We start from the raw sequence: 12,636 nt of genomic DNA, 5'->3' as shown, positions 1-12,636 counted from the left end.
CGAGGCTATATGCTTTCGGGGGCCGGGTACTGTTTAAAAGGTTGTATAGGATGGACTATAAATAACATTTAAGGAGATCTCACAATGAAAAAAGCTTTTTGGAAAGAGGCTGTTGTCTATCAAATTTATCCCCGCAGCTTCATGGATAGCAACGGTGACGGCATCGGCGACCTGCAGGGAATTATCTCCCGTCTGGATTATCTCCAACAACTCGGCGTAGATGTCGTCTGGCTCTCCCCTGTCTATAAATCACCAAATGATGATAATGGTTATGACATCAGCGACTATGAAGATATCATGGATGAATTCGGCACGCTTCAGGATTGGGAACTACTGCTGGAAGGATTACATAACCGCGGTATCAAGCTGATGATGGACCTCGTGATCAACCATTCCTCGGACGAGCATGCCTGGTTTGTGGAATCCCGCTCCTCCAAGGACAACCCTTATCGTGATTATTACATCTGGCGCCCCGGCGGTCCAGACGGCAAGCGTCCTAACAACTGGAGCTCCATTTTCAGCGGCCCGGCTTGGGAACTGGACGAGACTACCGGAGAATACTATCTGCACCTGTTCTCCCGCAAGCAACCGGACCTCAACTGGGAGAATCCTAAACTGCGCGATGCGCTCTACAACATGATTACGTTCTGGCTGGATAGAGGTGTAGACGGTCTGCGGATGGACGTCATCAACCTGATCTCCAAAACGCCAGGCCTGCCTTCCTCGGGCGATGCCGAGCTTGGCGGTGGCGGGGAATACTACATGAACGGTCCAAGAGTCCACGAGTTCCTGCATGAAATGAACCAAAAGGTACTCTCCAAATATGACGTGATGACCGTCGGTGAAACACCGGGGGCGTCTGTGGAGGATGCCATTCTGTATACCGGTGAGGACCGGGAAGAATTGCAAATGGTCTTTCAATTCGAGCACATGGACGTCGACTCCGGCCCTAGCGGCAAGTGGGAAGTAACACCATGGACCCTTCACCAGTTGCGCGGAATCCTGCATAAATGGCAGGTCGGTCTGGCCGAGCAAGGCTGGAACAGTCTGTACCTGAACAATCATGACCAGCCACGTATGGTATCCCGTTTTGGCAATGACGGAGAGTATCGTGTCATCTCCGCCAAAATGCTGGCAACCCTGCTGCATACGCTGAAGGGCACCCCGTATATTTATCAAGGGGAAGAGATCGGTATGACTAACGTGAAGTTTCCGGTGCTGGAATACTACCAGGATATCGAGACCCTCAACATGTACCGTGAAAAAGTCACCGAGGGCGGCGCCGATCACGAGACGATTCTGAATGCCATCTATGCCAAAGGACGGGACAACGCCCGGACGCCTATGCAATGGGATGGATCTACTAACGCAGGATTTACTAACGGAACACCTTGGCTGCGGCTGAATCCGAATTATAGCCAAATTAATGTGGAGCAGGCAGTCGCCGATCCCGATTCGGTGTTCCACTATTACCGTAAGCTGATCGCGCTGCGCAAAGAAAACCCGATCATGGTCTACGGAGAGTACAAGCTGCTGCTTCCTGAACACGACTATATTTATGCATACACCCGTACCCTGGATGATGAGCAATGGCTCGTGCTGCTGAACTTCAGTGATGTTCCGCAGCCTGTGGATCTCCCTGAGGAGCTGACGGCTGTCAAAGACCTGGTGATCGGAAACTACGGAGATGCCTCTTCTGACCGCAGTGTTTTGCGGCCGTACGAAGCAGGTGTATACCGACTGGGGAACTGACGAGACCTGTCTTCCTAAGCTATACTATTAGAAGGATTGAACTCGGTCACCTGTCTTCAGAACGCACGGAAGAACCGGATGAACTGACCAGGGAATGATAGTATGGATTCAGAAGGAGATGGCGCATTTGGAATGGTTGATTCGAATGAAGGATGCTCTGAATTATATAGAGAACAATTTAGAGGAACCGCTGAATATGGATGAGATCGCAAAGGTAGCTTGCTCTTCGCCCTTTCACTTTCAGCGTATGTTCAACCTCCTAACCGGATTCACGGTATTCGAGTATATCCGCAAGCGGAGATTGTCGCTTGCGGCGCAGGAGCTGAGTGTGTCGGATATTAAAGTGCTAGACGCAGCACTGAAATACGGCTACGATACCCCTGAATCTTTTTCCAAGGCGTTCCGTAAGTTGCATGGGGTGTCCCCTTCAGCCGCTCGCGAGAAGGGCGTACGGCTCAAGGCCTTTCCACGCCTCTCTTTCCATCTATCATTGAAGGGAGATAAAGAAATGGAATACAGAATTATCGAAAAAGATAGCTTCAGAGTGATCGGCAAGTCTATCGAGGTATCCATGAAAGAGGGGGAAAACCTGAAGAAAATCCCCGCCTTCTGGAGTGACGCCAACGGAGACGGAACCTCTGACCAACTGATTGAAATCGGCCGTAAAAAGGATATCCTCGGGATCTGCATGGGTGTAGACCACCCTAATGAGAAACTCTCCTATTGGATCGCCGTAGAAGGAGATTCCGATACTGACCCACAGGGATATGAAACGGCCATTGTACCAGATGCCACTTGGGCTGTCTTCACCTCGGTTGGACCGATGCCGCATGCGATTCAGGACGTCTGGAGCCGAATCTTCCAGGAATGGTTCCCCAGCACAGCGTATGAACATTCAGGCGGACCCGAACTTGAACTCTACCCTCTTGGCGATGTGAACGCAGAAGACTACCGCTGTGAAGTATGGATTCCGATTAAGCAGAAATAAGCGAATCGTATTCGTCACTACCGAAAGATCCTCCATAACCCAAGAGGCCGCCCGAACAACGGGGGGTCTCTTTTCATATCATAGAGTAGAAGCTTGGCATTCCATCCACGTGGCTATTTTCCATTTTGAGAAATGGCTTCGTCTTGGTATAATAAACAAATTATGTGGATTTTATAAAAAGTCCGATACTCGGTGAAGGAGAATTTCATGTCTACTGTGAAAATTTTTTCAGACAGCACTTCCGATTTGCCGCAAGGCTGGAAAGAGAAGTATGATGTCGGCATCGTCCCGTTATATGTAGTATTCGACGATGGTACTTATAAGGATGGGGTGGATATTACACCCGAAGAGGTGTATAGCAAGGTTGCTGCCAAAGGCAGTCTGCCCAAAACCGCCGCACCTTCGCCGGCTGACTTCATGGCGGCCTTCGCTCCGGTCATTGAGAGCGGTAATGATATTGTCTATATCAGTTTGTCCTCTGCCTTATCTTCTACATATCAGAATGCCCTGCTGGCCGCAGGTGAGTTCCCAGAAGGAAAAGTGGAGGTCGTAGATTCGGAGACGCTGTGCGGGGGAATCGCCTTGCTCGTCATGAAGGCCGTGCGCGCCGCTGCCAAGGGGCACAGTGCGACCGAGATCGCAGAACTGCTTAAGACTGCCCGCAAACACATGGATACTCAATTTGTAGTCGATACGCTTGATTACTTATATATGGGTGGACGTTGCTCCGGTATGCAAAATTTTATCGGCAGTCTGCTCAAAATCCGGCCAGTGCTGAAGCTGGTTGACGGCAGTATTGTCCCGGTCAGCAAAGTCCGTGGCAAGAAGGAAAAGGCCGTTGAGCAGATGCTCCAGAATGCACTCGCCGACATCAAGCACATGGATAAGGAACTGCTTATTGTAGCACATACTCTGGCTGAAGAGGATGCGCAATATTTGAAGCGTGCGCTGCAGCAAGCCACTGGTGCTCAAGAGATTGCAGTTATCGAAGCTGGCTGTGTAATCGGCAGTCATTGCGGTCCGCAAACGGTAGGTCTTATGTATTTACGTGAATCATAATTTCAATACGATAAAAGCAAACATGGCGGGCTGCCCGGAAGTCAGAAGATGACTACGGGCAGCCTTTTTAATCTGGTGGCTAAACTTACAGTTCAAATCCGTCCCTGTCTTCCTCCTTCAAAAAGGGCAGCATAAAGCGAAAGGTAGAACCTCTTCCCTCCTCGCTTTCCACAAAAATCGTGCCCCCCATTAGCTCTACCAGCTGTTTGCAGATCGCCAGCCCGAGGCCTGTTCCGCCATATTTGCGGGTATGTGACGGGTGAAGCTGCGAGAAGGATTGAAACAACAGATTTAGCTTATTATCAGCAATGCCTATACCTGTGTCCCGCACCGAGAACTCCAACAGGTAATTCGGGGAATGCGGCAGCACGATGTTCTTCACGGACAAGGTGACACTTCCCTGCTCCGTGAATTTCAAGGCATTGCCTACGAGATTGACAATGATCTGCCGCAGGCGGCTGGGATCAGTAGTCAGCACCTCAGGGACACTGGTATCCGCCCACCACCGCAGAGCCAGCTTCTTTTCCTCGGCTTTAGGCGTGAACAGGTCCACAATGCTGGACATCATTTCTCGCAGGTCGAACATTTCAGACTGCAGGATCATTTTTCCCGCTTCCATTTTGCTAAAATCAAGGATATCGTTCAATATATTCAGCAGGCTATAACTGCTGCTGCGCAGAATCTCCGCATAGCTCCGTTGCTCCTCGCCGAGCTCCGTCTCCAGCAGCAGATCCGCCATCCCGATCATTCCGTTCATGGGTGTTCGAATCTCATGACTCATCATCGCCAGAAAGTCGGCCTTGGCCCGAGCTGCCTTCTCCGCAAACTCCTTGGCCCGGATGATCTCCCGTTCGTTCGTAATGTCGCTAAATACAACAACAGCGCCTTCGATCATGCCATTGTCTACGATTGGAGCGACCCGGTAGTTCACCAGAAAGCTCGTCCCATCTTTACGCCAGAAGATTTCTTCCTCCATGCTGCGCGTAACCCCGTCTTTAACCGTTCGATGGATCGGAGATTCCTCTAGGGCGTAATGGGAGCCGTCCGACCGAGTGTGCTGGATATGAGAGAAACTATGAATACCGATGAACTCATCCAGCGTATACCCCAGCATCTCCATCCCCGCCGGGTTAATGAAGATCGTATGTCCCGTTTTGTTCACTCCGAAGATGCCTTCCGACACAGAGTTGAGAATCAGGCTGTGCCGATCGTTCAATTCCTTGAGATGCCCGGGGCTACGGATATCGTCCACACCAATGTAATTGGTGATGTCTTTGACGATCGCGTAGACGCCAGCCACTTCGTTCTCAGCTTCAATGGGCAAAAAGGTGATAACCACCCGGTGAAACTCCCCGTTAGGACGGACCGTATCCATCTCAAAGCTGGACGACTCACCCTGAAGCGCCTGCGCAAACTGCCTCCGGCATACCAACTGATAGTCCGCGGTGGAAGCCTCCAGCACCGAATGGCTGTTCAGTCCTTCAAATTCCACTCCCGACCGTTCCCTGGCGGAACGGTTCACGCCCAAGCAGTTCCCCTCCGTGTCCAAAATGTAGATGGGATCAGGGTGATTCTCATATAGAATAGAGTGGTTTTCCTTATCCATAGCTTTCATCCTCTCCGTAATCCATCCACATATTATAACAAGTTCTGAGGGGTAAATCATGAGTAAAGAGAGGTGTTTTCTGTACCCAAAAATAGCCTCCTGCACGGGTGCAGGGGCTATTCTATGACCTAAAGCGTCAGGCGATATCATCTGTTTCGATCTTACGAATGGATAAATAGGCAATGGCGATGCCGATAAGGCCAAGGCTGATGGAAACGGCGGCAAAATTGCCTAAGCGCGACTGGTCAAATCCGCCAGAAATCAGAGTCACAAGCACCACTGATGAAATGATTGTGGCCGAGATCGATTTCTTCCGCATCCCGAAATACAATGGAATTAGACCAATTCCTGCCGCATAGAGTGCCCCTGTTCCCAGCTTCACCAGTTCGTCTTGCACCAGGGTCAAGGTTAGCTGATCCGGAATGATCTGTAAGAAGTGATTGATCCCGTACAATAAGGCCCCTAGCATCAGATCTGAAATGATAATCGTACAAAAAGTGAAGAGGAAGACGATAATCAATTTGGCGGTAAGCAGTTTTTTACGTGGAATAGGATACATGAAGAGCAGGCTGATCGTATTGCTTCTGTATTCTTCGATAATCAGTCTGCCCAGCAAAGCTGAAGCAAAGATGATGAATACCGCTTTTACAAAAACGAAGAGTCCTTCAAAAACATCCCCGAATGATGTGAATGTGGAGACCTGCTCATTCTGATCCACGAACAGTACAAGCACCATAAAGCCTAGGATGATTAGGTTCGCGATCAGCACGCCCTTGATGAGTCCTGTCAATTTATGCTTACGGATTTCCAGCGACATCAATTTAAGCAATGCCCTCACCCCCGATCAATTGCAGAAAATAATCTTCGAGTGAATGCTGCTTCCTGCTGAGGCTCGCAATATAGACATCTCCGAGAACGAGCGCTTTGTTCAGTGCCTGCTGCGAAACGCCTTCGTCATATACGCGGATAATTCCAGCGTCCATCGCTTTGAAATTGGTGAGACTCAGCTTATGCTGCAGTACATAGACCGCCTTGGTGACCTCCGGAGTGGATAGCTCGATATAATCTGTATTCAGTCCGCGGATCGTATCCATCGCCACTTCTTCTAACAAACGGCCCTCCCGGATGACACCGATCGTATCCGCCACCTGTTCGATTTCGCTCAGTAAGTGACTGGAAATTAGAAGAGTCATGCCATACTCTCTGCTCAGCATGCGGAACACCTCGCGCATCTCTTTAATGCCCACTGGATCGAGACCGTTGATCGGCTCATCCAGAATCAATAGCTCCGGCTTCGTCATGATCGAACGAGCAATGCCCAGGCGCTGCTTCATCCCCAGAGAGAACTGCTTTACCGGCTTGTTGTCGATGCCCGAAAGCTTCACTAATGCTAACGCCTCTTCGATTGCTTTCTTGTCATAGTAGCCCATATATTCTCCATGCAGAAGGAGATTTTCTCTGGCGCTCAGTTTATCGTAGAACACCGGATTCTCAATAATGCAGCCCATTCGCTTGAGCATTTCGTAAGAACCGGGGGTCACTTTTTCCTCGAAAAATTCAATCTCTCCGCCCGTTGGCTTCACCAGATTGGTGATCATTCTCATTACTGTCGTTTTGCCGGCACCATTCGGTCCCAGGAATCCGTAAATTTCGCCCTGCTTGATCGTCATATTGACACTGCTTACCGCTTCCCTACCATGGTATACCTTGGTTAAATCCCGTGTACGAAGGATTGAAGTCATATCCGCGATCTCCTTTGTGTTCATCTCTCTTTCATATTTTTATTGTACACACCAGAATTTTCTTTTTTCTTACCCTATTCTTACGAATTTCTTAAGTATGTTTCTTTAGAAACGCAGCCGGGGAAAAGAAACCGTAAACGCTGTTTTGACATGCGGTTTGCTGATCAATGTGATCGTTCCGTTCATCTGCTCAGTTAATCGCTTTGTAATAGTCAGTCCGAGACCACTGCCCTGATAATTCCGGTTACGCGAGTCCTCCAGGGTATACAGCCGCTCAAACACCTGATCCTGATGGGAGGCGGTGATTCCTTTTCCCCTGTCCCACACCTCCACACTGACGTTCTTGTCATCAAAAAAAAGCCGTAAACCCAGTATCTTCCCCGCATCGCCGTATGTGATTGCATTCGAGATCAGATTGGAGAGAATTCGATCCAGTGACTCTTCATTGCCCATTATGTACAGCGGCTCATCCGGAATCTCGATCTGCACCTCACTCCCCTTACCGTTCAGAATGTCGTAGAAAGATAAAATGTTCTTCCTGCACACCTCATTCATGTTCAACCGGGAGAGTGGAAGGTTACGGTCACCTGATTCCAGTTTCGCCAGGTCAAAAAAAGTATTCATCAGTGTGATCACCTCACCCGCCTTCCGGTGAATGATCGTCAGCATAGCGTCCCGTTCCGGTTCTGTCATATCTTTGTCCTGCAAAATCGTTTCGATATAGCCGAGCACTACCGTCAGCGGGGTCTTGAGATCATGCGATACATTGGCCAGCATCCCCCGCATGGCTTTCTCCAGTCGCCGCCTCTCCACGCCGCCTCTATGATTGGCATCCAGCAGGTGGTTCAGGTCAGTCAACAATACACGCAGCTCCTGGTTGCCGCTAAACAGCAGTAGCCTTTCCTGTGTCCCGGCATCCAAAATACTGTTCAGCTTCTCATGAATATAGGTGAGCTGGCTGGCAGTAACTTTGGCCGATTTATATTGCCACAGGATAACGAACAGCAACAGTACAATAACTACGCCAAGAACAGCGATCATTGCACTTCCGCTCCCAGTTTGTATCCGATTCCCCACAATGTCTTGATATACAACGGATGCGAGGGATCGTCTTCGATCTTCTCCCGCAATCTTCTCATATGGACATTGATCACATTCTCGTCCCCGTAATATTCATCGGCCCACACGCTGGCATAGATCTGCGCCTTGGTGAACACCCGGCCCGGGTTCGTCACAAACAACTTAAGAATGTGGAACTCCTTGGATGTTAACTTCACTTCCTCCCCATACTTCAAGGCTGTGAAATTGTCGAGATCCACAGTCAGCCCTTCCAGGCTAATGGTCTGGCGTGCCGGAGCGACTGCTTCCGACTTAACACCTGCGGATACACCGCCGTATCCCGCCCGGCGGATCGCTGCCTTTACCCTCGCTACTAGTTCAATCATAGAGAAGGGCTTCGTGATATAGTCATCCGCTCCAAAGCCCAGACCCAATGCCTTGTCTACATCGCTGTCCTTTGCAGACATAATCAGAACAGGGACAAGGCTGCCCGCCCGAATTGTCTGCAGAATATCAGTTCCGCTCCGCTTGGGGAGCATAAGATCCAGCAGAACAAGCTCATATGTACCGCTGCGAAATACGCGCTCCGCCTCCTCACCGTCATACACCGCTTTGACCTCAAAACCTTCTTTTACAAGATAAGAAGAGACCATTTCACTGATGCTTTCATCGTCTTCGATGAGCAAAATCCGCTGCTGCATTCCATCGTCGCCTCCAATAATAAAGCTATAAAATTGCAGGATAATCTTCTATATAATATGAACCTATGATCCTCACGAAAGGCTCAGTCGTCACTATGGCGGAATGTTTGGACTTCCGGTTGCTGTTGTACCCAGATTTCTTTTTTATAACCGCCTACAGCGGTTGAAATCTGGCTACAAAGGCGATCGCTTCGCTCCTACAGTTCCAAACTCCCCCCTTCGCTCCTTCTCGCTTTTTGCTACTTTCTTTGTTCATCTTATATAGTTGAAACTCATATTCTTTTATCAGAGTATACCAATAACTTCTAAATCTGAGTAGCGAAAACAGGCCGCTCATCAGTCAAAAGTGACTGCGAGCGGCCTATTTATTTATATATTGCAAACGACTATCTGATTATCGAACAACCACCATCAACCATAAGCACATGACCAACGATATAAGAAGCCATGTCGCTCAGAAGGAAGACTACCGCGTTGGCTACTTCTTCTGGCGTCCCGTAACGTTTCAGAACCGGAAGTTGGGCAATAGCTTGCTCAAGCGCATCTACATCGTCTGTGAGCAATTCCTCATAGCGTCTCATCATTTTGGTAGGAACCGGTCCAGGAGCGACAATATTCACCCGGATTCCTTTAGCTGCGAGCTCGGCCGCTGCTGATTTACCCAAACCAATAACCGCATGTTTACTTGCAGAGTAAGCTACATCACCCGCCATAGCAATCGTTCCATGCAAAGAAGCACAGTTGACGATCGCGCTACCCGGTTTCATGTGAGGCACGGCATACTTCATCAGAAGCTGCTGCCCTCTGACATTGACATCAAACACTCTATCGAATGTTTCAGTCTTATAATCCTCTAGAAGCTCATTATCCCCAGTAATCGCCGAGTTGTTGTACATGTAGTCAATCGAACCAAAACGTTCAATGGTTTGGTTGACCAGGGAAATAATTTGTTCTTCCTTGGACACATCTGTTTGGATGAATGCCGCGCTTCCTCCAAGCTCCTCTGTAATTTCGCGTACAGTCGCAAGTCCATCCTCTTCAGACCGGCTTGCGATAACAACATTGGCTCCGAGCTCCGCTAACCGTAGTGCTGTGGCTCTGCCAATGCCTGTACCCCCACCTGTGATAATTGCTGTCTTCCCTTTGAATTCCTCAAATACTCTGAACATTATGAAGCACCTCGTTGTTAGTTTTTCAGAATACGATTGAACCATATACACCCTGTGGAGGTATAGGAAAATCTATCCTTTGTCTATCATAACATCTCTAGAATTAATTCATATGTAAATTGTTCCAGATCAATATTAATTTAGCTCTTAATCATTACTTTCGTAGATTCTTACATAGAGTGATTGGTCATTGCGGGAAATGTTTGGACTTTCGGTCGTTGTTGTCTCCGGATTTTTTTAGTTTTCCGCTTTTTCGCGGATAAAATCCGGAGACAGCCTGTGCTTCCGATGCGAGCTTTCCTCCGGAAAGCTTTCAGACGAGCGCTCTCGCTCCTATAGCTCCAAAATTACTCTTCATTCCTTATCCTCTATGTTGTATTTCTGTTCAATCTATTTAAAGAATAATGCCTTTCGATTGCTGATCGTAGATGGAACGAAGATCATGAACGAAAGCTAAGTTTCAGTCAAAAAAAGATAATTGATTTCAGTGAACTAAAATAACCGGTCGAGATTATATCTCACCGGCTAGTTGTGTTTGTTGCTATAGATTGAATAGCATGTTCATTGGAACTTGTAAATCTTTAAAGACAACGGACTGGATCGTCTCCTGCTCTGTATATAAATGGCGCACCTGATAACTGCCGTCCTCCAAAGCATAGACGTGAGCCGTTTGATTTCCAGGATCAACAATCCAATATTCCTGAACTCCATGCTTCTGATATAAATTGAACTTCTCATTAAAGTCTTTCAAGGCAGTGGCAGGTGACAGCACTTCAATAATGAGGGTCGGGGCACCGTTACAACCGTTCTTTGATATTTGGTCCTTAGAACAAACAACCGAAAGATCCGGTTGGGTGACCTGATCGGGTGATTGATAATCTTCACTTTCAGAGAAAAGCACATCAAACGGAGCCACAAACACATAGCAACTCCGATTCTGGAAGAATGTCCTTAGCGCAAAATGAAGTTCACCTACAATAAATTGATGCAATGAGGTTGGAGCTGGAGACATATTATAGGCTTTGCCGTTAATTAATTCCCAAGTCCCCTCCCATGTCAGCCAATCTTGATAGGTATGGATTTTCTTCTCATCCGGGTTTGACACAATGTTCGACCTCCTTCTGATTATGCGTAAGAACTTTTTACTAATTGTACCATGATCAAACGGGTCGTTGCTAATTTCCACTCGTTCAATATTGGTGCGCAAATCACCAATTCTACCCTTGGCCCCTTCTGACAAACGCCAGTCTTTCCTCTCTCAGGCATCCCCCTCCTCATCATACTTCCATCTCTCCACCCATATACATAAGAAGAACGGCTCCCGCTTAAGCAGCGGAGCATGCGTTAGACTCTGCCAGTACACGGTGCGTAGAAGATGGAAGGAGAGATGGGTTCATGCCCGGCGATGATGAACTGAAAGCGCTAGAGAGGTCCATTGCGGAAATTACGGAGATTGCTACCGGCTTCGGGCTGGATTTCTATCCGATGCGGTATGAGATCTGCCCTGCCGATATTATTTACACGTTCGGTGCTTATGGAATGCCAACCCGGTTCGGCCATTGGAGCTTCGGAAAAACTTTTCATAAAATGAAGTCTCAATATGATTTTGGTTTGAGTAAAATCTACGAGTTGGTCATCAACTCCAACCCGTGCTATGCGTTCCTGCTGGACGGCAATTCACTCATCCAGAACAAGTTAATTGTAGCCCACGTGCTGGCCCACTGCGATTTCTTCAAGAACAATGCCCGCTTCTCCATATCTAACCGGAATATGGTCGAGAGCATGTCGGCCACGGCTGACCGGATCGCCGACTATTCGGTGACCTACGGCACAGAGGCCGTAGAGAGCTTCATTGATTCCGTGCTCGCCATTCAGGAGCATATCGATCCCAGCCTGATCCAGCCGCGCAAGCTCGGTAAGACCCATCTGCTGGAAGCGAAGATGAAAGACCGCAAGGATACACCACCCGGCAGCAACACTCCGATCAATCCTTATGACGAGCTATGGAATCTGGATCAGGTCAACGCAGCTCTCCCGGAACCGGCACTTAGTAATCGGGCTTTCCCGCCAGAGCCGGAGAAGGACATCGTCTGGTTCATCCAGCAGTATTCCACAGCGCTTGAGGATTGGCAACGCGATATTATGACGATGCTGCATGACGAGATGCTCTATTTCTGGCCACAGATGGAAACGAAAATCATGAACGAAGGCTGGGCTTCGGTCAGCTAAGGTGCTTATATTTATACACAAAACCGCCTCCAACATGAACTGCACCCCATTTGTTAGACACCATCTAACATTGGAGGTGCAGTTTTTCTGTGACTAAGTTTAGTATAGATGAAAAATTACAAGCAATAATGCGTTATAAAAATGGATCGGAGAGCTTGAAAATCATTGCCAAATCCATAGAAGTCCACCATTCTGTTTTTTTTAACTGGATTAGGCAGTATGAGCATCATGGTGAGGAAGCTTTTATAAAGGGCTATACATCATATAGCGCACAAGATAAACTAGACGTACTTAATTATATGAACGAATATGGGACGTCTGTTAGAGAAAC

At 48.3% G+C, this 12,636-nt stretch carries 11 protein-coding genes and 1 pseudogene; 5 read left to right on the top strand and 7 right to left on the bottom strand.

The window, feature by feature from the left end; genetic code table 11:
* The first annotated feature begins 84 nt into the window (after positions 1-84).
* The 3 genes from ACFVRY_RS14935 (at position 85) to ACFVRY_RS14925 (ending at position 3,799) form a co-directional block, all read left to right on the top strand.
* Entirely contained in the window at positions 85-1,752 is a 1,668-nt protein-coding gene (locus ACFVRY_RS14935) for an alpha,alpha-phosphotrehalase (RefSeq protein WP_387500999.1), read from the top strand.
* Between the two features lie 94 nt (positions 1,753-1,846).
* Positions 1,847-2,740: an AraC family transcriptional regulator gene (locus ACFVRY_RS14930; RefSeq protein WP_387500998.1), complete on the top strand. Its 894-nt coding sequence runs from the start codon at positions 1,847-1,849 to the stop codon at positions 2,738-2,740.
* Positions 2,741-2,947: 207 nt separating this feature from the next.
* Positions 2,948-3,799 (top strand): DegV family protein, encoded by an 852-nt coding sequence (locus ACFVRY_RS14925; protein WP_387500997.1) that lies wholly within the window; start codon positions 2,948-2,950, stop codon positions 3,797-3,799.
* A gap of 85 nt (positions 3,800-3,884) precedes the next feature.
* On the opposite strand, the gene ACFVRY_RS14920 is transcribed toward ACFVRY_RS14925, so the two are convergent.
* The 7 genes from ACFVRY_RS14920 to ACFVRY_RS14890 all read right to left on the bottom strand — a co-directional run bounded on the left by ACFVRY_RS14920 (position 3,885) and on the right by ACFVRY_RS14890 (position 11,181).
* Positions 3,885-5,405, bottom strand: coding sequence for an ATP-binding protein (locus ACFVRY_RS14920; RefSeq protein ID WP_387500995.1), 1,521 nt, complete (start codon positions 5,403-5,405; stop codon positions 3,885-3,887).
* A 136-nt stretch (positions 5,406-5,541) separates the two neighbouring features.
* The gene (locus tag ACFVRY_RS14915; protein ID WP_387500994.1) at positions 5,542-6,243 is read right to left on the bottom strand and encodes an ABC transporter permease; all 702 of its coding nucleotides are present in this window, start codon (positions 6,241-6,243) and stop codon (positions 5,542-5,544) included.
* Positions 6,227-7,147 carry an ABC transporter ATP-binding protein gene (locus ACFVRY_RS14910; protein WP_387500992.1) on the bottom strand — a complete coding sequence of 307 codons (921 nt, stop codon included), beginning with the start codon at positions 7,145-7,147 and terminating at the stop codon, positions 6,227-6,229. The genes ACFVRY_RS14915 and ACFVRY_RS14910 overlap by 17 nt, the downstream gene beginning before the upstream one ends.
* 105 nt (positions 7,148-7,252) lie before the next feature.
* The gene (locus ACFVRY_RS14905; RefSeq protein WP_387500991.1) at positions 7,253-8,188 is read right to left on the bottom strand and encodes a sensor histidine kinase; all 936 of its coding nucleotides are present in this window, start codon (positions 8,186-8,188) and stop codon (positions 7,253-7,255) included.
* A complete protein-coding gene (locus tag ACFVRY_RS14900) occupies positions 8,185-8,907 on the bottom strand; it encodes a response regulator transcription factor (RefSeq protein ID WP_387500989.1) in 723 nt (240 codons plus the stop codon). The genes ACFVRY_RS14905 and ACFVRY_RS14900 overlap by 4 nt, the downstream gene beginning before the upstream one ends.
* 386 nt (positions 8,908-9,293) lie before the next feature.
* Positions 9,294-10,076, bottom strand: coding sequence for an SDR family NAD(P)-dependent oxidoreductase (locus ACFVRY_RS14895; RefSeq protein ID WP_387500988.1), 783 nt, complete (start codon positions 10,074-10,076; stop codon positions 9,294-9,296).
* A gap of 541 nt (positions 10,077-10,617) precedes the next feature.
* Positions 10,618-11,181, bottom strand: a complete 564-nt coding sequence (locus tag ACFVRY_RS14890) for a Uma2 family endonuclease (RefSeq protein WP_387500986.1) — start codon at positions 11,179-11,181, stop codon at positions 10,618-10,620.
* Between the two features lie 290 nt (positions 11,182-11,471).
* Between ACFVRY_RS14890 and ACFVRY_RS14885 the strand changes: the two are divergent.
* Positions 11,472-12,296: pseudogene (locus ACFVRY_RS14885) on the top strand (SpoVR family protein); the annotation flags it as partial.
* A gap of 98 nt (positions 12,297-12,394) precedes the next feature.
* Positions 12,395-12,636 (top strand): transposase (locus ACFVRY_RS14880; protein ID WP_387500985.1); only part of this gene is annotated, 242 nt, incomplete at its 3' end.

It is taken from the genome of Paenibacillus sp. NPDC057934, from assembly GCF_042887565.1.
Classification (GTDB): Bacteria; Bacillota; Bacilli; order Paenibacillales; family Paenibacillaceae; genus Paenibacillus_AQ.
This window is presented reverse-complemented; position numbering and strand designations above follow the sequence as displayed.

What these genes read in the sequence shown, in the direction of transcription:
- ACFVRY_RS14935 (WP_387500999.1), top strand. Translation starts at nt 85, where the DNA reads ATGAAAAAAGCTTTTTGGAAAGAGGCTGTTGTCTATCAAATTTATCCC.
- ACFVRY_RS14930 (WP_387500998.1), top strand. Translation starts at nt 1,847, where the DNA reads ATGATAGTATGGATTCAGAAGGAGATGGCGCATTTGGAATGGTTGATT.
- ACFVRY_RS14925 (WP_387500997.1), top strand. Translation starts at nt 2,948, where the DNA reads ATGTCTACTGTGAAAATTTTTTCAGACAGCACTTCCGATTTGCCGCAA.
- ACFVRY_RS14920 (WP_387500995.1), bottom strand. Translation starts at nt 5,405, where the DNA reads ATGGATAAGGAAAACCACTCTATTCTATATGAGAATCACCCTGATCCC.
- ACFVRY_RS14910 (WP_387500992.1), bottom strand. Translation starts at nt 7,147, where the DNA reads ATGACTTCAATCCTTCGTACACGGGATTTAACCAAGGTATACCATGGT.
- ACFVRY_RS14905 (WP_387500991.1), bottom strand. Translation starts at nt 8,188, where the DNA reads ATGATCGCTGTTCTTGGCGTAGTTATTGTACTGTTGCTGTTCGTTATC.
- ACFVRY_RS14900 (WP_387500989.1), bottom strand. Translation starts at nt 8,907, where the DNA reads ATGCAGCAGCGGATTTTGCTCATCGAAGACGATGAAAGCATCAGTGAA.
- ACFVRY_RS14895 (WP_387500988.1), bottom strand. Translation starts at nt 10,076, where the DNA reads ATGTTCAGAGTATTTGAGGAATTCAAAGGGAAGACAGCAATTATCACA.